The organism is Rhodococcus sp. T2V, assembly GCF_029269925.1.
Lineage (GTDB): Bacteria > Actinomycetota > Actinomycetes > Mycobacteriales > Mycobacteriaceae > Rhodococcus_F > Rhodococcus_F koreensis.
Genome location: NZ_JARJBD010000019.1, coordinates 92,205 through 116,454, shown reverse-complemented (window position 1 = coordinate 116,454; position 24,250 = coordinate 92,205). Strand labels below are relative to the sequence as shown.

The 24,250-nt window shown below is 69.1% G+C and carries 22 protein-coding genes; 13 read left to right on the top strand and 9 right to left on the bottom strand.

Features of this window, described 5'->3' with window-relative positions:
• Positions 1 to 6 precede the first annotated feature (6 nt).
• The 6 genes from ndk (at position 7) to proB (ending at position 7,743) form a co-directional block, all read left to right on the top strand.
• Positions 7 to 426, top strand: coding sequence for a nucleoside-diphosphate kinase (gene ndk / locus P3H15_RS18200; RefSeq protein WP_276138520.1), 420 nt, complete (start codon positions 7 to 9; stop codon positions 424 to 426).
• Positions 427 to 908: 482 nt separating this feature from the next.
• A complete protein-coding gene (locus P3H15_RS18195; protein ID WP_276138519.1) occupies positions 909 to 4,223 on the top strand; it encodes a translation initiation factor IF-2 N-terminal domain-containing protein in 3,315 nt (1,104 codons plus the stop codon).
• Positions 4,224 to 4,429: 206 nt separating this feature from the next.
• Positions 4,430 to 4,741, top strand: coding sequence for a 50S ribosomal protein L21 (gene rplU, locus P3H15_RS18190; protein WP_005248081.1), 312 nt, complete (start codon positions 4,430 to 4,432; stop codon positions 4,739 to 4,741).
• Positions 4,742 to 4,783: 42 nt separating this feature from the next.
• Positions 4,784 to 5,047: a 50S ribosomal protein L27 gene (gene rpmA, locus P3H15_RS18185; protein WP_012688267.1), complete on the top strand. Its 264-nt coding sequence runs from the start codon at positions 4,784 to 4,786 to the stop codon at positions 5,045 to 5,047.
• Positions 5,048 to 5,185: 138 nt separating this feature from the next.
• Complete coding sequence (obgE, locus tag P3H15_RS18180) at positions 5,186 to 6,646, top strand: GTPase ObgE (protein WP_276138518.1); 1,461 nt, start codon at positions 5,186 to 5,188, stop codon at positions 6,644 to 6,646.
• Positions 6,643 to 7,743: a glutamate 5-kinase gene (proB, locus tag P3H15_RS18175; protein ID WP_276138517.1), complete on the top strand. Its 1,101-nt coding sequence runs from the start codon at positions 6,643 to 6,645 to the stop codon at positions 7,741 to 7,743. The genes obgE and proB overlap by 4 nt, the downstream gene beginning before the upstream one ends.
• A gap of 3 nt (positions 7,744 to 7,746) precedes the next feature.
• On the opposite strand, the gene P3H15_RS18170 is transcribed toward proB, so the two are convergent.
• The 9 genes from P3H15_RS18170 to P3H15_RS18130 all read right to left on the bottom strand — a co-directional run bounded on the left by P3H15_RS18170 (position 7,747) and on the right by P3H15_RS18130 (position 17,754).
• Positions 7,747 to 8,574, bottom strand: a complete 828-nt coding sequence (locus P3H15_RS18170; protein ID WP_276138516.1) for an NAD-dependent protein deacetylase — start codon at positions 8,572 to 8,574, stop codon at positions 7,747 to 7,749.
• A gap of 21 nt (positions 8,575 to 8,595) precedes the next feature.
• Positions 8,596 to 9,531: a D-isomer specific 2-hydroxyacid dehydrogenase family protein gene (locus tag P3H15_RS18165; RefSeq protein WP_276138515.1), complete on the bottom strand. Its 936-nt coding sequence runs from the start codon at positions 9,529 to 9,531 to the stop codon at positions 8,596 to 8,598.
• Positions 9,532 to 9,540: 9 nt separating this feature from the next.
• Positions 9,541 to 9,939 carry an ectoine synthase gene (locus P3H15_RS18160; protein ID WP_012688262.1) on the bottom strand — a complete coding sequence of 133 codons (399 nt, stop codon included), beginning with the start codon at positions 9,937 to 9,939 and terminating at the stop codon, positions 9,541 to 9,543.
• Between the two features lie 17 nt (positions 9,940 to 9,956).
• Entirely contained in the window at positions 9,957 to 11,219 is a 1,263-nt protein-coding gene (gene ectB, locus P3H15_RS18155) for a diaminobutyrate--2-oxoglutarate transaminase (RefSeq protein WP_276138514.1), read from the bottom strand.
• A 27-nt stretch (positions 11,220 to 11,246) separates the two neighbouring features.
• The gene (gene ectA / locus P3H15_RS18150) at positions 11,247 to 11,759 is read right to left on the bottom strand and encodes a diaminobutyrate acetyltransferase (RefSeq protein ID WP_009474013.1); all 513 of its coding nucleotides are present in this window, start codon (positions 11,757 to 11,759) and stop codon (positions 11,247 to 11,249) included.
• Between the two features lie 151 nt (positions 11,760 to 11,910).
• Positions 11,911 to 14,010 (bottom strand): ATP-dependent DNA helicase RecQ, encoded by a 2,100-nt coding sequence (locus tag P3H15_RS18145; protein WP_276138513.1) that lies wholly within the window; start codon positions 14,008 to 14,010, stop codon positions 11,911 to 11,913.
• A 57-nt stretch (positions 14,011 to 14,067) separates the two neighbouring features.
• Positions 14,068 to 14,934 (bottom strand): ribokinase, encoded by an 867-nt coding sequence (locus P3H15_RS18140; RefSeq protein ID WP_276138512.1) that lies wholly within the window; start codon positions 14,932 to 14,934, stop codon positions 14,068 to 14,070.
• Between the two features lie 9 nt (positions 14,935 to 14,943).
• A complete protein-coding gene (locus P3H15_RS18135) occupies positions 14,944 to 16,410 on the bottom strand; it encodes an MFS transporter (RefSeq protein ID WP_276138511.1) in 1,467 nt (488 codons plus the stop codon).
• 243 nt (positions 16,411 to 16,653) lie between these two features.
• A complete protein-coding gene (locus P3H15_RS18130) occupies positions 16,654 to 17,754 on the bottom strand; it encodes an NADH:flavin oxidoreductase/NADH oxidase (RefSeq protein ID WP_276138510.1) in 1,101 nt (366 codons plus the stop codon).
• A 113-nt stretch (positions 17,755 to 17,867) separates the two neighbouring features.
• On the opposite strand from P3H15_RS18130, the gene P3H15_RS18125 reads away from it, so the two are divergent.
• From P3H15_RS18125 to octT, 7 genes are read left to right on the top strand one after another with little or no spacing between them, the layout of a single operon-like run.
• Positions 17,868 to 19,148, top strand: coding sequence for a glutamate-5-semialdehyde dehydrogenase (locus P3H15_RS18125; RefSeq protein WP_276138509.1), 1,281 nt, complete (start codon positions 17,868 to 17,870; stop codon positions 19,146 to 19,148).
• Positions 19,149 to 19,197: 49 nt separating this feature from the next.
• A complete protein-coding gene (locus P3H15_RS18120) occupies positions 19,198 to 20,094 on the top strand; it encodes a MoxR family ATPase (RefSeq protein WP_346348787.1) in 897 nt (298 codons plus the stop codon).
• A 10-nt stretch (positions 20,095 to 20,104) separates the two neighbouring features.
• Positions 20,105 to 21,565 carry a VWA domain-containing protein gene (locus P3H15_RS18115; protein WP_276138507.1) on the top strand — a complete coding sequence of 487 codons (1,461 nt, stop codon included), beginning with the start codon at positions 20,105 to 20,107 and terminating at the stop codon, positions 21,563 to 21,565.
• Between the two features lie 19 nt (positions 21,566 to 21,584).
• Complete coding sequence (gene nadD / locus P3H15_RS18110; RefSeq protein WP_276138506.1) at positions 21,585 to 22,280, top strand: nicotinate-nucleotide adenylyltransferase; 696 nt, start codon at positions 21,585 to 21,587, stop codon at positions 22,278 to 22,280.
• A gap of 34 nt (positions 22,281 to 22,314) precedes the next feature.
• Positions 22,315 to 22,809 carry a ribosome silencing factor gene (gene rsfS / locus P3H15_RS18105; RefSeq protein WP_276138505.1) on the top strand — a complete coding sequence of 165 codons (495 nt, stop codon included), beginning with the start codon at positions 22,315 to 22,317 and terminating at the stop codon, positions 22,807 to 22,809.
• On the top strand, positions 22,806 to 23,465 hold the full coding sequence (locus P3H15_RS18100; protein ID WP_276138504.1) for a histidine phosphatase family protein: 660 nt from the start codon (positions 22,806 to 22,808) through the stop codon (positions 23,463 to 23,465). The genes rsfS and P3H15_RS18100 overlap by 4 nt, the downstream gene beginning before the upstream one ends.
• A complete protein-coding gene (gene octT / locus P3H15_RS18095; RefSeq protein WP_276138503.1) occupies positions 23,452 to 24,249 on the top strand; it encodes a diglucosylglycerate octanoyltransferase in 798 nt (265 codons plus the stop codon). The genes P3H15_RS18100 and octT overlap by 14 nt, the downstream gene beginning before the upstream one ends.
• Position 24,250 lies beyond the last annotated feature (1 nt).

Genomic DNA, 24,250 nt, shown 5'->3' with positions numbered 1-24,250 from the left:
TGCGCCGTGACTGAGCGCACCCTTGTACTGATCAAGCCCGATGCCGTTGCCCGCGGATATGTAGGAGAAATCCTCGGTCGTATCGAGCGGAAGGGTCTGACGATCTCCGCGCTCGAGCTGCGCACCGCTCCCGGCGACATCGCCGCAGCCCACTACGCCGAGCACGAAGGCCGCCCGTTCTACCCCGGCCTGCTGGAATTCATCACGGGCGGCCCGCTCGTCGCGGCAGTCCTCGAAGGTCCCCGGGCGATCGCGGCGTTCCGTCAGCTCGCCGGCGGTACCGACCCGGTCGAGAAGGCTGTTCCGGGCACGATCCGCGGTGATTTCGGGCTCGAAGCCGGCGAGAACCTTGTTCACGGCTCCGACTCGGTCGAGTCCGCCGAGCGCGAGATCGCCCTCTGGTTCCCCCAGCTCGCCGCGAACTGACCCACCCTCTCCACCCACCCCTCGATCCACCGACCTGCCCTCCGGGCGGGCGGCGCCATCGCGAACGGAACATGTTCCAGAACGACGAACGGAACATGTTCCAGAACGATACGTGCGCCGCTGGCACGGACCGCGGCACACGTGTGGGATACTGAGGGTGGTCGGACCGCAATTTGTGCACCACGTGGCTTCGACCGGATGACACCACGGCTCGATGCCCTTCATCGCTGCCCCTGCGTCAACAGGAAATACCTGGGCGTATCGGCACGCTGGATGATCAGGCGCTCGCACCGCGGATCACGGCCATCCGCAAGGCACTACATGGGTGTGCAGTGAAAACGGACACTGCACGCGCTGTGTGGAGCGAGACCAGACAATCTCGCGCTCACATCTGGGGCGCGAGTACACATACTGCGCCCTCGCGTGGCCGCGTGACATTCCCAGACAGGGGAGTGGACGCGCCCGGGGGCTGAGGAGACTACGTGGCCGATCAAGCGCCGCCCACAAATTCAGAGCCGAACGATACGGCCACCGCCGGGAGCGCGGTTCCCGCTCTTCCGGAGAAGATTCGCGTTCACGCCCTCGCGAAGTTGCTGGGCGTGACGAGCAAGCAGGTTCTCGCCGAGGCCGCGGCCCTCGGATTGGAACTGCGCAGTGCGCAGTCGAGCCTGCAACGCGACATCGCCGAGCGGGTATACGCCGGATTCACCGCTGCGGAGACCGCTCCGGCCGAGGCGCCCGCCGAGGAAGCCCCTGTCGAGCAGGCTGCGGCGCCGGAGGCTCCGGCCGAGGAAGCCCCTGTCGAGCAGGCTGCGGCGCCGGAGGCTCCCGCCGAGGAAACTCCCGCCGAACAGGCTCCCGCCGAGCCGGCCCCGGAACCCGTCGCCAAGGAGGCCGCGGTGTCCGAACCCGACCTCGGGCACGACCTGTTCACCACCACCTATCAGGCCGAGGCGCCCGCTGCCGAGGAGCCCGCCGAGACTCCCGCCGTTTCTCAGGTCCCGCTCTTCCTGCAGCCCGACCTCGCGGCAGTCGAGACGCCGCCGCGTCGCCGGCGCAGTCGCCGGGATGCCGGGACGCCCGAACCCACCACCGAGCAGCCGCCCGTCGCCGAGTCGCGCGAGGACGTCGTCGAGCCGGCGAAGGCCACGGACACCGGAACCGCCGAGACCGAATCGGACGAGTCCGACGTCGACGGCGATCAGCCGCGCCGTCGTCGACGTGGCCGTCGCGGCCGCGGCCGCGGACGGGGCGAGCAGCCGAACGAACAGGACACCGATACCGACACCGAGGGTGCCGAGGCCGAGGAGTCCGCGCGCGAGGACAAGGGCCGCGAAGACACGGGCACGGAGAAGGGCGCGGAGACGCCGAGCCGGGAGTCCGAGGAGAAGCCCGCGGACGCCGAGCAGGCGGAAGCGGAGTCCGGGGACGAAGAGACCGGTGAGGGCGACTCCGACGGTTCGAGCCGTCGCCGTCGTCGCCGCCGCCGTCGCAAGTCCGGTGGCGAGGGGTCGGGAGACGCCACGTCCGAGGACGATCCGCCGAACACCGTCGTGCACGAGCGTGAGCCTCGCAACAAGAGCCGCTCGAAGGACGAGGTCCAGGGCATCACCGGTTCGACGCGGCTCGAGGCGAAGCGTCAGCGTCGCCGCGACGGCCGCGATGCCGGCCGCCGCCGTCCGCCGATCCTCACGGAATCGGAGTTCCTGGCACGCCGCGAGGCCGTCGACCGCGTCATGGTCGTGCGCGACCGCGTCGCCACCGGGCAACCGCACGCGACGACGCAGGTCGCCGTGCTCGAAGACGGCGTCCTCGTCGAACACTTCGTGACCACGTCGGCGTCGGCCTCGATGGTCGGCAACGTGTACCTCGGGCGCGTCCAGAACGTGCTGCCCAGCATGGAAGCGGCGTTCATCGACATCGGCCGCGGCCGCAACGGCGTGCTGTACGCCGGTGAGGTCAACTGGGAGGCCGCCGGGCTCGGTGGCAACTCCCGCAAGATCGAGCAGGCGCTCAAGCCCGGCGACCAGGTGCTGGTCCAGGTCAGCAAGGACCCGGTCGGGCACAAGGGTGCGCGGTTGACCACGCAGATCAGCCTCGCGGGCCGGTTCCTCGTCTACGTGCCCGGCGGCACGTCCACCGGGATCAGCCGTAAACTGCCCGACACGGAACGCAAGCGTCTCAAGGACATCCTGCGCGACATCGTGCCCTCGGACGCCGGAGTCATCATCCGGACCGCGTCGGAGGGTGTGAGCGAGGAGGAACTCGCTCGCGACGTGACGCGCCTGCAGGAGCAGTGGGCCGGGATCGAGGCTCAGGCCGCGAAGGCGGAATCCGGCAAGTCCGGCAACCCGCAGGCCCTCTACGAGGAGCCCGATCTCCTCGTGAAGGTCATCCGCGACCTGTTCAACGAGGACTTCTCGAAGCTCGTGATCGAGGGCGAGAAGGCCTGGTCGACGGTCGAGTCGTACATCAAGTCCGTCGCACCCGACCTCATGCCGAGGCTCGCGCAGCACACGTCGGACAACGGCGTCGACGTCTTCGAGGCGCACCGCATCGACGAGCAGCTGGCGAAGGCGCTCGACCGCAAGGTCTGGTTGCCGTCCGGTGGCACGCTCGTGATCGACCGCACCGAGGCCATGACCGTGGTCGATGTCAACACCGGCAAGTTCACCGGTGCCGGCGGAAACCTCGAGGAGACCGTCACCCGGAACAACCTCGAGGCTGCCGAGGAGATCGTCCGGCAGATGCGCCTGCGGGACATCGGCGGCATGATCGTCGTCGACTTCATCGACATGGTGCTCGAGTCGAACCGCGACCTGGTGCTGCGACGTCTGACCGAGGCCCTGGGCCGCGATCGCACCCGCCACCAGGTGTCCGAGGTGACGTCGCTCGGGCTCGTGCAGATGACCCGGAAGAAGCTGGGCACCGGCTTGGTCGAGGCGTTCTCCACGACGTGTGAGCACTGCCACGGCCGCGGCATCATCGTTCATGCCGAGCCGATCGAGGTGAAGACGTCCGAGGACACCGGTGCACGCGGGTCTTCCCGCGGCGGTGACGCCGGCGGTTCCCGCAAGAAGCGGGGACGCGACAAGTCGTCCGGCGGGGACACTCCGCAGGCTCCCGCGCACGAGGAGACCCCGACGGTGGACGCCACCGTGAAGCGGGCTCACCCGGTCGCTCTCGCGATGGCACACCACCATCACGAGGCGGAGGCCGCGCACAAGGCGGAGGCCGGGCACAAGGCGGAGGCTGCGGCCGCGGACAAGGCGGAGCTGCCCGGGATCGAGGAGGCCGTGGCCGAGGCGCCCGCAGCGGTGGCTGCGGAAGCCGTCGTGGCACCCGAGGCCGAGGTAGCCGTCGTCGAGGAGGCTGTCGTCGAGGAAGCCGTGGAAGCTGCGGTCGAGGCGCCTGCCGTCGAAGCGGCACCGGCCGAAGCGGCACCGGTCGCCGAGACCCCGGAACCCGTCGTGGAGCGCGCACCCGAGCCTGCACCGGAGCCCGAGCCCGCACCGGAGCCGGTGGCCCCGACGCGGCGCAGGAGTCGCCGGGTGTCGAGGGCAGCGGCGGCGCCGGTGTCCGAAACCCCGAGTGCCGGGACCGTGTTCGTGATTCCGACGCCGGAGCCCGGCGCGGAGCACGCACCGGAACCGGTGTCGGCCATGTCGGCTTCGACCGTGAGCGGACCGGCGGCGTCCTCGTCGGACGGTGCGGATCCGCAGGCAGCGCCGCGCAAGCCGCGGCGTCGACGGGCCGCGGCACGTCCGGCAGGCCCGCCGGTCGACGCCGACCACTGACGAGGGAACGCGGGAAGGCGATCGACGCCGGTTTGTACGGAACGGTTGCCTTCCTGTAACCTTGACCAGTCGCTACTCGGCGATGAAGGTCAGCTGTGCCCTCACCTGTGAAGGCTGCGCGATCTCGACCGAGCTAGCCGTCACACCAGACCAGTCGCGCACACTGTGGCGCGAGCAAGTTCGAAGAAGCAAGGGGTAGCCCTCCGATGGCAACGTACGCGATCGTCAAGACCGGCGGAAAGCAGTACAAGGTCGCTGTTGGTGACCTCGTCAAGGTCGAGAAGATCGAGGGTGAGCCCGGCACTGCTGTCTCGCTTGCTCCCGTTCTCGTCGTCGACGGATCCGATCTGACGACCGACGCCGACAAGCTGGCCAAGATCTCGGTCACGGGTGAGGTCGTCGAGCACACCAAGGGCCCGAAGATCCGGATCCACAAGTTCAAGAACAAGACCGGCTACCACAAGCGTCAGGGCCACAGGCAGAAGCTGACGGTCCTCAAGGTCACCGGCATCAAGTAGCTAGAGCCTCAGAGCTGATTTCACCCGAGGAGGGTCAAGAACATGGCACATAAGAAGGGTGCATCCAGCTCCCGTAACGGTCGCGATTCCAATGCTCAGCGACTCGGCGTGAAGCGTTTCGGCGGCCAGTCCGTCAGCGCCGGCGAGATCCTGGTCCGTCAGCGCGGAACCCACTTCCACCCCGGCGTCAACGTCGGTCGTGGCGGCGACGACACGCTGTTCGCTCTCTCCGCCGGTGCCGTCGAGTTCGGCACCAAGCGTGGACGCAAGACCGTGAACATCGTTCCGGCGGCGGCAGAGGTCTAGTCCTGCCGCGAGTATGCATCGTCCCGTGAGGGACGTTTCAAGCTCCCAATAGGGGCGGACCTGGGTCGAGATACCCGGTCCGCCCCTATTGTTCGTTTCAGAGATCAACACAATTGACTGAGGAAGGATCCGGCAGTCATGTCCCGATTCATTGACCGCGTCGTGCTGCACGTCAGCGCCGGAAAAGGCGGCAATGGCTGCGCCTCCGTACACCGGGAGAAGTTCAAACCGCTCGGTGGCCCGGACGGCGGCAACGGTGGGCGTGGCGGTGACGTCGTGCTCGAGGTGGACGGCAACGTCCACACCCTCCTCGACTTCCATTTCCACCCCCATGCGAAGGCCACCAACGGCAAGCAGGGGATGGGAAGCAACCGCGACGGCGCCCAGGGTGACGACCTGATCCTGAAGGTCCCCGACGGCACCGTCGTTCTCGACGAGGACGGCCGGATCCTCGCCGACCTCATCGGTGTCGGCACCCGCTTCGAAGCTGCCCAGGGCGGCCGCGGTGGGCTCGGCAACGCCGCCCTCTCGTCGAAGGCGCGTAAGGCGCCGGGCTTCGCCCTCCTCGGAGAGGACGGCGTCGAGCGCGAACTGGTCCTCGAACTGAAGTCCGTCGCCGATGTCGGGCTGGTCGGATTCCCGTCGGCGGGCAAGTCCTCGCTGGTGTCCGTGCTGTCGGCGGCGAAGCCGAAGATCGCCGACTACCCGTTCACGACCCTCGTGCCGAACCTCGGCGTGGTATCGAGCGGCGACACCACGTTCACGGTGGCCGACGTGCCCGGGCTGATCCCCGGCGCGAGCGACGGCCGCGGACTCGGGCTGGACTTCCTGCGCCACCTCGAGCGGTGCGCCGTGCTGGCCCACGTCGTCGACTGCGCGACTCTGGACCCGGGCCGCGACCCGATCTCCGACATCGATGCGCTCGAGGCGGAACTCGCCGCGTACAAGGGTGCGCTGTCCGGGGACACCGGCCTCGGTGACCTCGCGGACCGCCCCCGCATCGTGATCCTGAACAAGGCGGACGTTCCGGAGGCGGCCGAGCTGGCCGACATGGTGACCCCCGACCTCGAGGCCCGCGGATGGCCGATCTTCACGATCTCGGCGGTCAGCCGAGAAGGGTTGCGCCCGTTGACGTTCGCGCTGGCGAAGCTGGTCGCCGACTACCGGGAGGCGCACCCGAAGGCCGAGCCGAAGCGGCAGGTGATCCGCCCGGTGATCGCCAACGAGAGCAGCTTCAGCGTCATCGCCGATCCGGAGATCCCCGGTGGGTTCATCGTCCGCGGCACGCGGCCGGAGCGCTGGGTGCGGCAGACACAGTTCGACAACGACGAGGCCGTGGGCTACCTCGCCGACCGTCTCGCGCGGCTCGGTGTGGAAACCGAACTCGTCAAGCAGGGTGCGGAGCCCGGCGCGTCCGTCACGATCGGCGACGTGAGCTTCGACTGGGAGCCCCAGACACCCGCCGGTGTCGACCTCACCCGCACCGGCCGCGGCACCGACCCGCGTCTGGATCAGGTGGAGCGCATCGGCGCGACCGAGCGCAAGCACGCATCCAGGGTCCGTCGCGGTCTCGAAGGCCTCGACCCCGAAGCCCAGTGAGCGCCACCCGGCGCACGGTCGCGTCGGCGGGCAGCATCGTCGTGAAGATCGGCTCGTCCGCGCTGACCAGTCTGGTCGGCGGGCTCGACGTCGGTCGGCTCGACGCGCTGGCCGACGCGATCGAGACACGGATGCGTGCCGGTTCCGACGTGGTCGTCGTGTCGTCCGGGGCGGTGGGCGCCGGTCTGGCCCCGCTGGGGCTGACCAAGCGGCCGCGGGACCTGGCGACGAAGCAGGCCGCCGCGAGCGTGGGCCAGCTGGCGCTGGCCCACGCCTGGGGTACTTCGTTCGCCCGGTACGGGCGCACGGTGGGACAGGTGCTGCTGACGGCGGACGACATCGCCCGCCGCGCGCAGCACCGCAACGCGCAGCGCACCCTCGACCGCCTGCGCGCCCTGCACGCGGTCGCGATCGTCAACGAGAACGACACCGTCGCCACCGCGGAGCTGCGATTCGGTGACAACGACCGGCTCGCGGCACTCGTCGCGCACCTGGTCGGCGCGGACGCACTCGTGTTGCTCTCGGATGTCGACGGGCTGTACGACGGCGACCCCCGCAAGGGCAATGCGACGCTGATTCCCGAAGTGAACAGCCCCGAGGATCTGGACGGGGTGGTCGCCGGGTCGGGCGGCGCCCTCGGCACCGGCGGGATGGCGTCCAAGCTGTCCGCGGCGCGCCTCGCGGCCGATGCCGGTGTTCCGGTGCTGCTCGCCGCCGCCTCGGACGCCGGGGCGGCGCTGCGGGACGCCAGTGTGGGGACCGCGTTCGCGGCCCGGCCGTCCCGGTTGTCGGCGCGCAAGTTCTGGGTGCGGCACGCCGCTGACGAGCAGGGGATCCTGCACATCGACGAGGGCGCCGTCCGGGCCGTCGTCACCCGGCGCCGGTCGCTGCTGCCCGCGGGCATCACGGCGGTGTCGGGACGGTTCTACGGCGGCGACGTCGTGTCACTCCTCGGCCCCGAGGAACGTCCCGTGGCCAGGGGAGTGGTGGCCTACGATTCGGCCGAGATCAGCGACATCCTCGGCAAGTCGACCCAGGAACTGCCTGCCGAGATGCAGCGGCCCGTGGTCCACGCCGACGACCTGGTGCCGCTCTGACGGTCAGGCCGGCAGCGCGGACGACGCGTCGAGCAGCGCGGTGAGGGCTTCCGAGCAACCGGCGTGCACGGTGAGGGTGGCGAACTCGTCGCCGCGCGTCGCGCCCCGGTTGACGATCGCGATGGGGATTCCGCGTTTGGCGGCGTACCGGACGAACCGCAGTCCCGACATGACGGTGAGCGAAGACCCGGCCACCAGCAGTGCCTCGGCCTCGTCGACCACGTCGTAGGCGGCCGCGACCCTCGGTTTCGGGACGGACTCGCCGAAGTACACGATGTCGGGTTTGAGCATGCCGCCGCACGCCTCGCAGTCGACCATCCGGAAATGCTCGGTGCTGGTGACAACCGCGTCGGCGTCCGGTGCTATCTCCACTCCCTGTGCGGCGGCGACGGTTTCGGCGAAACCCGGGTTCGCGCGCTCGAGCCGGTCGGCGAGCGTCGCCCGCGAGATCAGTGCGTTGCAGGTCAGGCACCGGACCTGGGCGTACGTGCCGTGCAGGTCGATCACCCGGCGACTTCCGGCCTTCGTGTGCAGCAGGTCGACGTTCTGGGTGACGACCGCGCTCACGGCACCGGCCCGCTCGAGCCCGGCGAGGGCGCGGTGGCCGGTGTTGGGCCGGGCGGCGTCCATGTGCCGCCACCCGAGGTGGTTCCGTGCCCAGTAGTGGCGGCGGAAATCGGCGTCACCGGTGAACTGCTGATACGTCATGGGGTTGCGCGGGGGTGAGTCCGGACCGCGGTAATCGGGGATCCCGGAGTCCGTCGAGATGCCGGCGCCGGTGATCACACACAGGCGCCGGCCCCCGAGTACGTCGATCAGTGGGGCGAACACGCACTCCAGAATAGCGCCGGTTCAGTACCCGACGACGGGATCGATCAGAGCGGTGAGATTCTCACCTGCGACGAAGCGGGTGACGTTCAGCGCCACGTGCTCGGCGAACGCCGGGGGACGCACCGCAGGCGGGTTGGAATCGTGCGGGGTGATGATCACGTTCGGCAGATTCCACAACGGGTGACCGTCGGGCAGCGGCTCGGGATCGGTGACATCGAGTCCCGCACCACCGATCGTGTTGTCCCGCAGCGCTTTCACCAGTGCATTGGTGTGGACGAGTGAGCCGCGCGCGACGTTGATCACCCACGCGGTCGGCTTCATCTGCGCGAACTCCGCCGCCCCGACCAGATGGTGGGTGGCGTCGGTGGCGGGAGCGCCGAGCACGAAGTGGTCCGCCCGGGCCCACACCTCGCCCAGCCGGGTGGTGGGAAGAGTTTCGATCGCACCCGGCACCGGGCTTCCGGAACGATTCACCGCGATCACGTCGGCGCCGACCCCCGCGAGCATCGGGATCAGCGCCCGGCCGATACCGCCGGCGCCCACGATCGCGACCGTGGTGCCGCGCAGGGTGCCGACCTTCGAGAAGAACTCCTGCTGGCGCCAGGTCTTCGCCTCGAGGTGCTCGGGCAGCGCCCGCACCCCGGCCAGCAGCAGCGTCAGGGCGTGCTCGGCGACGGTGGCGGCGAACGCGCCCGCCGCCGACGTCCACAGCACGGTGGAGTCGGGTCTGATCACCTTCGCGGCGAACCACTCCTCGACACCCGCGGAGTTCAACTGCACCCAGCGGATGTTGTCGGGAAGCGGGTCCGGGAACCCGATCGGACCCGTGGTCCAGACCAGTGCGTCCGCGGAGTCGAGGGGTGCCACACGGGCACCGCCCCGGCGCACCGCATCCTCGAGGAGCGGGTCCGGGGCGGGTCCGATGGCTATAGCTGGAACAGCAGCGTCGTCGGCCATGGGTCGAACTTACGCGGGAACCTCGATCAAGGGGTAGACACCGTTTTCGTCGTGGACCTCACGGCCGGTGACGGGCGGGTTGAACACGCACAGCATGCGCATTTCGGTCTCCGGTTCGACGCGGTGACGCTCGTGACCGTTGAGCAGGTACATCGAACCGGGACCGAGTTCGTAGACCTTGTCGTTGTCGAGATCGATCAATTTGCCGGTTCCCTCGACGAGCCAGACGGCCTCGACGTGGTTGGCGTAGTGGAACTCGTTGACCGAACCGGCTTTGATCGTGGTCTCGTGGAACGAGAAGCCCACTTTGTCGCCGCCGAGGATGATGCGCTTGCTGCGCCAGTTGCCGTCCTCGCTGGTGATGTCGCGCTCGGTGTCGGTGATTTCTGCGGTGGTGCGAACGATCATGGGTGTCAGTCCTCTCTCTAGCTGCAGACCTTGCCGGTGGCGTCGGCGAGAATGGCCAGGCCGTGGTCCAGTTCCTCGTCGGTGATGGTGAGCGCCGGCAGGAGCTTGACCACCTCGTCGGACGGTCCGGACGTCTCCGCGAGCAGTCCCTCGTCGAAGGCGAGTGCGCAGACCTTGGCGGCGTGCTCCGGCTCGTCGAAGACGAGGCCCTGGACGAGGCCGCGACCGCGGGTGGACACGGAACCCTCGAACTGGTTCGCCAGCTCGGTGAAGGCCTGGTGGATCTTCTCGCCCTTGGCCAGCGTCGACTTGTGCAGGGTGTCGTCGGACCAGTAGTGGTCCAGGGCGACCTTCGACGTGACGAACGACGGGTTGTTGCCGCGGAACGTGCCGTTGTGCTCGCCCGGGCCCCACACGTCCAGCTCACGCTTGAACAGGGTCAGGGCCATCGGGAGGCCGTACCCGCCGATGGACTTCGACAGGCAGACGATGTCCGGGGTGATGCCGGCGATCTCGAAGGAGAAGAACGGCCCGGTGCGTCCGCAGCCCATCTGGACGTCGTCGACGATCAGCAGGATGTCGCGTTCGGCGCACAGGTCCGCGAGGGCGCGCAGCCACTCGGGGCGAGCGACGTTGACGCCACCCTCACCCTGCACCGTCTCGACGATCACGGCGGCCGGACGGTTCAGGCCACTGCCCGAGTCGTCGAGCACGCGGGAGAACCAGTGGAAGTCCTCGGTGACTCCGTCGAAGTAGTTGTCGAACGGCATCGGGGTGGCGTGCACCAGCGGGATCCCGGCGCCGGCGCGTTTCATCGAGTTACCGGTGACCGACAGGGCGCCGAGCGTCATGCCGTGGAAAGCGTTGGTGAAGTTGATGATCGACGAACGACCCGTCACCTTGCGCGCCAGTTTCAGTGCGGCCTCGACCGTGTTGGTGCCGGTGGGTCCGGGAAACTGGACCTTGTAGTCGAGGCCCCGCGGTTTCAAGATCTTGTCCTGGAAGGTCTCGAGCAGGTCACGTTTGGCCACGGTCGACATGTCGAGGCCGTGCGTGATGCCGTCGCCGACGATGTAGTCGACGAGCGCCGACTTCAGGACCGGGTTGTTGTGGCCGTAGTTCAGCGAACCGGCGCCCGCGAAGAAGTCGAGGTAGTCGCGGCCGTTCTCGTCGCGGATCCACGATCCGGACGCCGACTCGAAGACGGCGGGCCAGCCGCGGCTGTAGCTGCGAACCTCGGACTCGAGGCTCTCGAAAATGTTCGTATCGATGTTAGTCATGTTGCTGCATTCCTCCGGGGCATGCTCTTAGCCGATCGTGTACAAATCTTCGGCTTCGTGTCCATCGGGAAAATCGTTAGGGGAGAACAGTTCTTGCTTGTTGATCGCCGTATCTCGGCGACGCGCCAATGCTGTGAACAGTGCGATCGAAGCCTCGTTGTCGGGGCTGATCGTCGTTTCGAGATGGGTAATCCCTTCGGGTGCAAGGCGATCGAGCAGCGCGCTCAGCATGCGACCTGCAATTCCCTTGCCGCGCTGGTCGGCGTCCACGGCAACCTGCCAGACGAACAGCGTCGCAGGGGATTCCGGGCGGATGAAGCCCGATACGAACCCCACGACGCGTTCGTCGACGACTGCGACGACCGACGATCGGCTGAAATCTCTACACCACAACAGGTATGCGTAGCTCGAATTGAGATCGAGCACTTCCGTGTTCCTGGCGATCTCCCAGAGCCGGACTCCGTCAGTGATCTCTGGACTTCTGAACAACACCGCGTCCGGCGCGGTGGTCGGGATGGCACTCTTCTGAACAGGCGTCATTGGAAATTCGAACCTAACAACCATCCCCTTCGATTTCACGTGCCTCGCGAAATTGGACAGTTCAGGCGGCAGAGCTTTGCAGGTGAGACGTGCAAAGTGATGCTGATCACATTATGTAACTTTTGGGTGAACCGCAAGCGACACACTTCGCCTATTTGAGACTCGCGAGCGCGAAGGGGAGAACCGACGCGGCACCCGCCGCGCGGACCGTCCGGGCGGCCATCGTGAGGGTCCACCCGGTGTCGGTGAGGGTGTCGACGAGCAGCACCGGTCCGGTGCCCTCGGGAACGCCGGGGGTCTCCCAGGCGTCGACGAGCCCGGCCACCCGATAGGCGGAGTTGGCTGCGGACACCGGCGGATGCTCGGGGCGCAGCCGCAGAACCCCCAGGTCGGTGAGCCGGCCCACTGTGGCCAGCTGCTCCGCGATCGACGCCGACAGGAGCGGGTGGGTGGCCGATTCGACCGCCATCACCGCCGTGGGCCGCTCGGCCCAGTCCCAGGACGCCAGCACCTGGATGCAGGCCTTCAGGACGGCGTCGGGCGCCGGTCCGTCCGGTTCGTCGAGCAGGGAGCGCAGGCGCTGACCCCAGCCCAGATCGGACAGCCTGCCCAGCACGCGACCCGGTTCGGGGCCGTCGGAGATCTTCCCGGACAGCTTCACGCCGAGCTTCGCGAGGCCCGTGGGCCACTGTTTGCGGGGCGCCAGGTCCACGCCTGGGCGCTCGAGGCGCGCTCTGGTCTGTTGCACCGCCTCGGCGTCGACAGTCGCGTCGTGGCGCTCTCCGGTGCAGTTGTCGCACCGCCCGCAGTCCGACGTGCCCGCCGCCAGACCCGGGTCGTCGAGCTGCTCGCGCAGGAACGCCATCCGGCACGTGGAGATCCGCTGGTACTCGATCATCGCCTGCTGCTCGGATTCGCGGGCCCGCTCGAGGCGCTCGTACCGGTCGGCGTCGTAGTTCCACGGCTCCCCGGTGCCCACCCAGCCGCCCCGCACCCGGCGCACGGCGCCGTCCACGTCCAAAACCTTCAGCACCATCTCCAGCCGGGTGCGGCCGAGCTCCACGAGTGGTTCGAGCGCCTGCGTGGACTGCGGCCGATCGGTGTCCAGGACCTCGATCACCCGGCGCACCACGTGCTCGCGGGGGAACGCGACGGACGCGAAATAGCTCCAGATCTGCTTGTCCTCGGATCCGGGCAGCAGGATCACCTCGGCGCGGTCGGTGGACCGGCCTGCGCGCCCGACCTGCTGGTAATAGGAGATGGGCGACGACGGCGCACCGAGGTGCACGACGAACCCCAGGTCGGGCTTGTCGAACCCCATCCCGAGCGCGGACGTGGCCACCAGCGCCTTGACGCGGTTGCCGAGCAGGTCCTGCTCGAGGGTCTCGCGCTCGGCGGCGTCGGTCTGCCCGGTGTATGCGGCGACCGTGTGCCCCCGCTCGGACAGCAGGCTTGCCAGATCCCGGGCCGCCGACACGGTGAGCGCGTAGATGATGCCCGAGCCGGGCAGGCTGTCGAGCTTCTGGGCGAGCCACGCCGCCCGGGCGGTGGCCTCCGGAATCTGCACGACCGACAGGTGCAGCGACTCGCGTTCGAGGCCGCCGCGCAGGACGAGGGTCTCCGCGCCGCCCACCCCGAGCTGCGTGGAGACGTCGGAGACGACGCGGTCGTTCGCCGTGGCCGTGGTGGCCAGTACGGGGATGTCCTCGCCCAGCTCGGCGATCAGCGTGCGGATCCGCCGGTAGTCGGGACGGAAGTCGTGACCCCAGTCGGACACGCAGTGCGCCTCGTCGACCACGACGAGGCCGGCGTCGGCGGCGAGGGAGGGCAGGACCTGGTCGCGGAAGTCGGGGTTGTTGAGCCGCTCGGGGCTGACCAGCAGCACGTCGAGTTCGTTGTCCGCGACCCGTGTGTGGATGTCGTCCCATTCGGTGACGTTCCCGGAGTTGATGGTGGCGGCGCGCACACCGGCGCGCTCGGCGGAGGCCACCTGGTTCCGCATCAGCGCCAGGAGCGGCGACACGATGACGGTGGGACCGTGCCCGTGTGCCCGCAGGAGCTTCGCCGCGATGAAGTAGACCGCCGACTTGCCCCAGCCCGTCCGCTGGACGACGAGCGCCCGTCTGCGGCCCACCACGAGCGCCTCGATCGCCGTCCACTGGTCGTCGCGGAGGGTGGCGTGCTCGCCTGCCAGTTCGCGGAGCAGCCGTTCGGCCTCGTCACGGAGTGCGGGTTCGGTGGCGGTCGTCATGCCCCCATGGTGCACGACCGGGGTGACACGGACGATCCAGCCGAGTGCAGGGGGCGCTCAGCAGGGAAGGGCCGCCTCGATCTCGGTACGGGTGGGCGACGACGTGGAGGCGCCGCGGCGGGTGGTCGCGAGTGCGCCCGCCGTGCACGCGAACGGGACGGCGGTCCCGGGACCGCCGCGCCACGACACGCTGAGGGCGCCCGCGAAGGCGTCGCCCGCGCCGGTCGTGTCGACCACCTCGACCGCCGGGGAGTCGGCGTGGAGTGTGGTGCCGTCGCTGCCCGCGTAGTCCGCGCCCGACGACCCCAGCGTGGTGACGACGTGGGAGACGGCGCCGGTGACCTCGGCGCCGAGTTGCGCGGCCTCGGTCTGGTTCACCAGCAGCACGTCGATCAGCTTCACGAGTTCGGTCGGAAGTGGCTGCGCCGGTGACGGATTCACCATCACGACGGTGCCGTGGGCAGCGGCGTGCGCCGCCGCGGCCACCACGGTGCCGAGAGGTATCTCGAGTTGGCAGAGCAGGACGTCGGCGTCCGCGACCACCGCGAGTTCGGCGGGTGTCAGGTCCACCACGGTGCTGTTGGCGCCCGGGACCACGACGATGCTGTTCTCGCCTGCGGCGTCGACGGTGATCGCCGCGATCCCGCTCGGCCCGTCGACCTCCCGCAGGTATCGGGTGTCGACCTCGGCGTCGACGAGGGCCTGCCGCAGGTCGAGGGCGAACACGTCGGAGCCGACCGCCCCGATGAACGTCACGGCCCCGCCCGCCCGCGCCGCGGCGATCGCCTGGTTGGCGCCCTTGCCACCGGGGGTGGCGGCGAAGGCGCTGCCCAGGATCGTCTCCCCGGGCTCGGGCAACCGTTCGGTCGCCGTCAGCAGATCCATGTTGACGCTGCCGACCACGGCGACCCTGGGAGCGGACATATCCCGAGACTAGCCCGCGTCGGCGGCCGCCGTCTCCTGTGCGGGTGCAGCGGATGCCTCGCCCTTGCGGCGGAGGCGCTTCAGGATGCGCCGGGCCTCGGCGTCCGTGGACACGGCGGGCGGCGAACCCTCGAGGGGCTTGCGGGCGGTCTCCGAGATGAGGAGCACCGCGATCCCGCCCACGACCGCCGCGACCATCATGTACATCGGTGCGACGAGGTCGCTGCCCGTCGCGTCCTGCAGGGCCGTGAGCACCAGGGGAGTGGTGCCACCGAAGATCGACACCGCGAGGTTGTATCCGATCGCCAGGCCGCCGTAGCGGATCCCGGTGGGGAACAGCGCGGGAAGGACCGACGGGAACACGCCGACGAACAGCAGCAGCAGGCCGCCGAGGATCGCGAGGCCGAGGAAGACGGTGAAGTAGTGGCCGACCCCGATGAGGAGGTACGCCGGCAGCGACAAGGCGAAGAATCCGACGAAACCGGTCAGCAGCAACGGTTTACGACCGACCCGGTCGGACAGCTTTCCGACGAAGCTGATCGCCACCATCATGATGAGCATCACGATGATCATGAGGACGAGACCGTGCGATTCGTCGTAGCCGAGCGTGTTCGACAGGTACGTCGGCATGTAGCTGAGCAGGCCGTAGTGGGCGATGTTGTAGGTGGCGACCAGGATCACGCACAGCACCAGCGGACGCCAGTTCTCCACCAGCGTCTCGCGCAGTTTGCGTCCCGTGGATTCGTCTGCGAGCGAACGCTCTTCGGCCTGCTCCATCTGCTGGAACGCGGGCGTCTCCTCGAGCCGCAACCGCAGGTAGAGACCGATCAGGCCCAGCGGACCGGCGAGCAGGAACGGAATCCGCCACGCCCAGTCGACCAGGGCGTCGGCGCTCACCACGGTGCTGATGACGGTGACCAGTCCCGCGGCCGCGACATACCCGGCGAGGGTGCCGAATTCGAGGAAGCTCGCGAAGAACCCGCGGCGCTTGTCCGGTGCGTACTCGGCGACGAACGTGCTGGCGCCGCCGTACTCGCCGCCCGTGGAGAATCCCTGCACGAGCCGGAACAGCACCAGCAGGATCGGTGCCACGAGCCCGATGGATCCGTAACTCGGGATCAGGCCGATCGCGAACGTGCTGCCCGCCATCAGGATGATCGTGGTGGCGAGCACCTTCTTGCGGCCGATCCGGTCGCCGAGCGGACCGAAGAACAGTCCACCGAGCGGGCGGACGACGAAGGCCGCGGCGAAGATCGCGAACGTCGACAGCAGCTGTGCGGTGCCGCTGGCCTCGGGAAAGAAGACCTTGCCGATCGTGGTCGCCAGGTAGGCGTACACGCCGAAGTCGAACCACTCCATGGCGTTACCGAGCATGGTGGCCTTGACGGCGCGTTTGACGGAGGCTTCGTCGGTGACCGTGACATCAGGTGATTCGGCCACCTCGGCCGACGTGATCGAGTGATCTGGTGCATTCATGTCGTGCGCTCCCCAGCGCAGTTATCACCCGCACGGGGCACGTACCTGATGCACGCATCTTTTCGTCGCCCGCACGGCGATTGCTGGTCGGGTTCGGCAACCCACGGCCCTTCGGCGCGATGCGGCCCCCGCCGATCGGCTCTGGCTCGTCGGTCGGTCCCGCTCCGCCGTCCGGGGTGCGGGACTACCAGCTGTAAGAGCGATTACCGTAGCAAAGGATGCGGGGGCTTGTCGGACCGAGCGTCAGTACGCGCGGGCGTACTGCGCCGGAATCTGCGGCGTCACCTGGGCATTCAATACCAGTGCGGCTTTTCGCGGCCAGTACGGGTCGCGCAGCAGTTCACGCCCGAGGAACACGGCGACGGCCTCTCCCGACTCCACGATCCGCTCGGCCTGCTCCGGCTCGGTGATGAGCCCCACCGCGGCGGCAGGCAGCAGGGTCTCGTTCTGGATGCGGCGGGCGAACGGAACCTGGTACCCGGGGCCGACCGGGATCCGCGCCGACGCGACGCCGCCGCTGGAGACGTCGACGAGGTCGACGCCCAGATCGGCGAGCGCCTGCACGAGGGCGACGGTCTGATCCGGGGTCCAGCTGTCCGCGTCCAGCCCGGGCTCCTCGGACAACCAGTCGGTGGCCGACACCCGGACGAAGACCGGCAGTTCGGCGGGCCACACGCTGCGCACCGCCTCGACGACCTCCAGCAGGAGACGGATGCGGCCCGCGAAGCTGCCGCCGTACTCGTCGGTGCGGTGATTGCTGACCGGCGAGAGGAACTGGTGCAGCAGATAACCGTGTGCCGCATGGACTTCCACCACCTTGAAGCCTGCGCGCGACGCCCGCTCGGCCGCGGCGGCGAAGTCCGCGACCACCTTCCGGATGTCCTCGTCCGTCGCCGCCGCGGGCGGGGTGTGGTCGCCGAAACCGATCGCGCTCGGCGCCACCGTCCGCCACGACAACCGATCGTCGTCGTCGAGGCTCCCGCCGCCTCGCCACGGGACGTGCGCGGACCCCTTGCGCCCGGCGTGACCGAGCTGGATGCCGGGAACCGCGCCGAAGTACTCGAGCTGCTCGTTGATCTGCGCGAAGGCTTCGGTCTGGGTGTCGTTCCAGATGCCGAGGTCGGCCGGGCTGATGCGGCCCTCCGGGCTGACGGCCGTCGCCTCGGTGAGTATCAGGCCCGCACCGCCGATGGCCCGCGTCACGAGGTGCGTCCGGTGCCAGTCGTTCGGCACCCCCACGTCGATGCCGGTCACGTCGGCCGAGTACTGGCACATCGGCGCCATCCACACCCGATTGGGGACGGTGACTCCACGGAAGGTGATCGGTTCGAACAACACGCTCACTGCAGCACTCCTACCTCTGATGGTCTCGACCAGTCGCAACCCGTCCGGGGGATGAAATCATTCCCCGCCTTCCCGCTCCGCGTGGTGTCCAGCGCTGTATATAGGCTGTGTTCATGACTGCAGTGACTTCCACCTCGTCGGCCGGTGCCACGGTGGATACCCGTGAAGCCGTCCACGCAGCGGCCCGTCGCGCCCGCACCGCGTCGCGGGTCCTCGCGCTGCTCACCACCGCGCAGAAGGATGCGGCGCTCCACGCGGCGGCCGACGCCGTGCTCGCCGCGTCCACCGACATCCTCGCCGCCAACGCCGCCGACATCGAGGCGGCCAAGGCGTCGGGCACCGAGGACTCCCTGCTCGACCGGCTGCGGCTGACCGCGGAACGGATCGAGGGGATCGCGTCCGGCCTGCGTCAGGTTGCCGGTCTGCCCGACCCGGTCGGTGAGGTGGTGCGCGGCTCCACGCTCCCGAACGGCCTCGAACTGCGTCAGCTGCGGGTTCCGCTCGGCGTGGTGGGCATGGTGTACGAGGCCAGGCCCAACGTCACCGTCGACGCGTTCGGGCTGGCCCTGAAGTCGGGCAACGCGGCCCTGCTGCGCGGCTCCTCGTCCGCGGCGAAGTCGAATGCGGCGCTGGTCGTAGCGCTGCGGGCGGCGCTGGCGGCGCAGCAGCTGCCGGAGGACGCCGTGCAGTTGCTGCCGAGCGAGGACCGCTCCAGCGTGACGCACCTGATCCAGGCCCGCGGGCTGGTGGACGTCGTGATTCCCCGCGGCGGGGCCGGTCTGATCAGCGCCGTGGTGCGCGACGCGACCGTCCCGACGATCGAGACGGGCGTCGGCAACTGCCACGTCTACGTCCACGCGGCGGCCGATCTGGAGATGGCGGAACGGGTCCTGCTCAATTCCAAGACGCGGCGGCCGAGTGTCTGCAACACCGCGGAGACCGTGCTGGTCGACGCCGCGATCGCCGAGACGGCGGTGCCGAAGCTGCTGCAGGCCCTGCAGATGCACAGTGTGACCGTGCACGGGGACCTGCCCGGTCTGGTGCCCGCGACGGAGTCGGACTGGTCCGAGGAGTACCTCACCCTCGACGTGGCACTCAAGGTGGTCGACGACCTGAACGCCGCGGTCGAGCACATCGACCGGTACGGCACAGGCCACACCGAGGCCATCGTGACGTCCGACCTCGCGGCCGCCCGCGAGTTCACCGCCCGGGTCGACGCGGCCGCCGTCATGGTCAACGCCTCCACCGCCTTCACCGACGGCGAGCAGTTCGGATTCGGTGCCGAGATCGGGATCTCCACGCAGAAACTGCACGCCCGCGGACCGATGGGCCTGCCCGAACTGACGTCCACCAAGTGGATCGTGTGGGGAGACGGGCACACCCGCCCGGTCTAGACCCCGCCGGCCGTCCCTTCCGTCAAGCCCCCTCTGCCCGTCACCCCTTCTGAAAGGAGCGAGCGTGGACCGCGCACTGCCCACCACGACGCCGTTCTTCGCCGGCGTCGACGACGTCATCGCTCGGCTCGCCGAAACCGGTTACCTGTCCGACAAGGGCACCGCGACCGCGGTGTTCCTCGCCGACCGGCTCGGAAAGCCCCTGCTCATCGAGGGTCCCGCCGGAGTCGGCAAGACCGAGCTGGCCCGCGCCGTGGCCGAGACCACCGGCGCCGAACTGGTGCGGTTGCAGTGCTACGAGGGCGTCGACGAGGCCCGTGCCCTGTACGAGTGGAATCACGCGAAGCAGATCCTGCGCATCCAGGCGGGCAGCGACCACAGCTGGGACGCCACCAAGGCGGACGTCTTCTCCGAGGAGTTCCTGCTGTCGCGGCCGTTGCTGACCGCCATCCGGCGCGAGGACCCGACGGTGCTGCTGATCGACGAGACCGACAAGGCCGACGTCGAGATCGAGGGCCTGCTCCTCGAGGTGCTCAGCGATTTCGCGGTCACCGTCCCCGAACTGGGCACCATCACCGCCACGCGCAAGCCGTTCGTCGTCCTCACCTCGAACGCCACCCGCGAACTGTCGGAGGCGCTCAAACGCCGCTGCCTGTTCCTGCACCTCGACTTCCCCGACGCCGAACTCGAGCGGAGGATCCTCGCGAGCCGGGTGCCGGAACTGCCCGAGGCGGTGGCCGAGCAGCTGGTCAAGACGATCCGTGTGCTGCGCGGCATGCAGCTGAAGAAGCTGCCGTCGGTGGCGGAGACCATCGACTGGGGTCGCACCCTCCTGGCGCTCGGGCTCGACACCCTCGACGACGACGCCGTGCGCGCGACGCTGGGTGTCGTTCTCAAGCACCAATCCGACCAGCTGCGGGCCGCTGCCGAGCTGCGACTGAACTGAAGGACTCCCCATGGCTGCTGGTGGTCCCCTCGCGTCCCGGTCGAAGCCGGGCGGTCCCGCGGCGCCACACGGGCTGCCGGGGCATCTCGTCGACTTCGTCGAAGCGCTGCGGCGGCGCGGGATCACGGTCGGACCGTCCGAGACGGTCGACGCCGGACACGTGATGTCGGTCCTCGACCTGCTGGACCGCGAATCCCTGCGGGAGGGTCTGGCGTGTGCGTTGCTTCGGCGGCCCACCCACCGGCCCACCTTCGACGCGTTGTTCGAACTCTGGTTCCCGGCGGCGGTCGGAAACCGGGCGGCCGGGGCGATCGACACGAGTCTGCCGCGCAACGCGAAGGGTGACATCGACTACGGGGCGCTGCGCGAGCTGATCGTCGACCTCCTCACCGACGGGTCGCCGGAGGCGATCGAGCTCACCGAGTTGCTGACCGCGCAGATGGTCGAGGAACTGGGGCAGTACCAGTCGGCGAACGGCCCGTCGTTCTCCGCCTACCAGGCGCTGCGGGACGTCGCACCGGAAACCCTGCTGAAGAAGATCCTCGACGGACTTCTGGGCAATCAGCAGGACACCGGGGCCCGGACGACGGAAAGCTACGAATCCGAGGTGGCCAAGCGCACCGCCGCCCAGCGGATCGCCGACTTCCGCAAGATGATCGAGAAGGAGACGCGGCGCCGGTCGGCCGAGAACCTCGGCAAGGAGCGGGTCGCGTCGTACGGCGTCCCCCGGCTGGCCGAGGAAGTCGACTTCCTGCGCGCCTCGGACGCCGAGCTGACCGCGCTGAAACGCAACGTCACCCCGCTGGCCCGGCTGCTCGCCAGCCGGCTGGCCGTGCGGCGCAGCCGGGCGAGTGCCGGTTCGATCGACCTGCGCCGGACCCTGCGCAAGTCGATGTCCACCGGCGGCGTGCCCATCGACCTCGTCCAGCGCAAACCCCGGCGGGCGCGTCCCGAACTCGTCGTGATGTGCGACGTGTCGGGTTCGGTCGCCGGATTCAGCCACTTCACCCTGCTGCTCGTCCACGCGCTGCGCGAACAGTTCTCCCGGGTGCGGGTGTTCGCGTTCATCGACACCACCGACGAGGTCACCCGATTCTTCGACGCGGGAGCCGACCTCGGCAGCGCGATGTCGCGGATGATCCGGGAAGCCGACCTGGTCGGATACGACGGGCACTCCGACTACGGCAACGCGTTCGGGGTGTTCGCCGAGCGGTTCACCCAGAGCATCACGTCCCGCACGTCCCTGCTGGTACTCGGTGACGGCCGCAACAACTACCGCGACCCGAACCTGGAGGCACTGGCCCGACTCGTGTCGGTGGCGAAGCACGCGCACTGGCTCAACCCGGAGCCCCGCGGTCAGTGGGGATCGGGCGACTCGGCGGCCAAGGTGTACAACGAGGTCATCAGCATGCACGAATGCCGATCCGCTCAGCAGCTGGCGTCGGTGGTCGCCGGATTGCTGCCGGTGTGAACACGTAAGCTCGACACTCGTGGAACAGGGAGCAACGGGCGCGCGTCGGCGCCGCCTGGGAGTCATGGGCGGCACCTTCGACCCCATTCATCACGGTCACCTGGTGGCCGCCAGCGAGGTGGCCGACCGATTCAGCCTCGACGAGGTCGTTTTCGTACCCACCGGCAGGCCGTGGCAGAAGCAGGGCAAGGGCGTCAGCCCGGCCGAGGACCGGTACCTGATGACGGTCATCGCCACCGCGTCGAACCCGAGGTTCTCGGTCAGCCGGGTGGACGTCGACCGCGAGAAGGTCACCTACACCGTCGACACCCTGCGGGATCTGCGCAGTTACCACCCGGACGCCGAGCTGTACTTCATTACCGGTGCGGACGCCCTGGCGAGTATCCTGTCCTGGCAGGACTGGGAGGAACTGTTCTCGCTGGCGAAGTTCGTCGGGGTGTCGCGTCCGGGATTCGATCTCAACACCGAACATCTGGCCGGGCACCTGGATGCGTTGCCGGATGACGCGGTCACGCTGATCGAGATCCCGGCTCTGGCGATCTCCTCGACGGAATGTCGGCGGCGCGCCAGTCGCCATCGTCCTGTGTGGTACCTCGTGCCGGACGGTGTGGTCCAGTACATCTCCAAGCGGAACCTGTACCGGCCACCGGACTCCGAGCGCCTCGACGGCGCGACGACGATGTCCGAACCGGCCCCGGACAAGACCAAGAGTTAGACAGCACTTTCCGAACGAACTGGGAGAACATCGCGTGAGCGCAACGACCGAAGCCATCGAGATGGCACGCATCGCGGCAGTGGCTGCCGACGAGAAGCTGGCCTCCGATGTGGTGGTGCTCGATGTTTCCGAGCAGCTGGTCATCACCGACTGCTTCGTCATCGCCTCCGCCCCCAACGAGCGTCAGGTGAACGCGATCGTCGAGAACATCGAGGATCGGCTGCGTGAGGCAGGTCACAAGCCGGTGCGGCGCGAGGGCACCCGCGAAGGCCGTTGGGCACTGCTCGATTTCGTGGACGTCGTCATCCACGTCCAGCACAACGAGGAACGCAACTTCTACGCCCTCGACCGGCTGTGGAAGGACTGCCCGGCCGTGCCGGTCGAGGGTATCGGCCAGCACGGCCCGGCCGACGCGAACGGTGCGGGCGCCGCCGAGGCCGCCGGTGCGGGCGCCGCCGAGACCGCCGGTGCGGGCGCCGCCGAGACCGCCGGTGCGGGCGCCGCCGAGGCCGAGGAGTCCGAGCTGTGACGGATGCTCCCCGTGCCCCGCGGCGACTGATACTGCTCCGCCACGGACAGACCGAGTACAACGCCGACAACCGCATGCAGGGCCAGCTCGACACCGAACTGTCGGAGCTGGGGCGGTCGCAGGCCCGCGCCGCCGCCACCGCGCTCGTCGGTCGCAGACCGATCTCCATCGTGTCCTCCGATCTGCGGCGGGCCTACGACACCGCCGTGGAGGTCGGCGACAACGCCGGTCTGCCGGTGCAGATCGACGAACGCCTCCGTGAGACGCATCTCGGCGACTGGCAGGGGCTCACGCACCTCGACGTCGACGCGCGCGCACCCGGCGCCCGCGCCGCATGGCGCAGCGACGCGACGTGGGCGCCGCCCGGCGGTGAGAGCCGCATCGACGTCGCCCGCCGCAGCAAGCCGGTGGTCGCGGAACTCGTCGAGAAGCACGAGGACTGGGCCGACAAGCCGGTGGTCCTGGTCGCTCACGGCGGATTGATCGCCGCGCTGACCGCCGCCCTGCTGGATCTGCCCGTCGACCGCTGGCCGGTGCTGGGCGGGCTGGGCAACACCAGCTGGGTGCAGCTGAGCGCGTACGGGAACCCCGATTCGCTCAGCTGGCGCCTCGACGTGTGGAACGCTTCCGCGAGTGTGGCCAGTGACGTCCTCTGAGGTGGGTGCCGGTTCCGGGGAACGCCCCGTCCTGCTCGTGCTCGCCGACTCGCTGTCGTATTACGGACCCAAGGGCGGGCTCCCGTCCGACCACCCCGCCATCTGGCCCAATATCGTTGCCCGTCAACTCGGCTGGGATGTCGAGTTGGTGGCGCGGATCGGCTGGACCAGCCGCGACGTGTGGTGGGCGCTGACCCAGGACCCGCGGGTCTGGTCCGCGGTTCCCCGCGCCGGCGCCGTGGTGTTCGCCGTCGGCGGCATGGATTCGCTGCCGTCCCCGCTCCCGACGGCGTTGCGGGAACAATTGCGCTACGTCCGCCCGCCCGCGCTGCGGCGCGTCGTGCGGGGCGGCTACCAGTGGCTCCAGCCCCGGCTCGCCCCGCTGGGGTGGCCGGTGGCGTTGCCGCCGCGGCTGAGTGTCGAATACCTGGAGAGCTCACGCGCGGCGCTCGAGTACATGCGCCCCGAATTGCCCGTCATCGGAACACTGCCATCCGTTCACCGCAGCGAGGCCTACGGCAAGGTCCACGCGGGGCGTCCCGGTGCCGTCGCCGCCATCACCACGTGGTCGGAGGAGAAGAACGTGCCGCTCGTCGACCTCGCGGAGGCGGTGCGCGCCAACGTCTTCAGCGATCACGGCAACCCGGACGGCATCCACTGGGGCTGGGACGGGCACACCGAGGTGGCCGCGGCGATGCTGACCGCGATCCGCGCGGCGGCTGTCGTGCCGGACTCCGCCGAGGGTGCGGTTCCGGCCGACCCGGTGTCGAGCGGAGCCGAGTAGT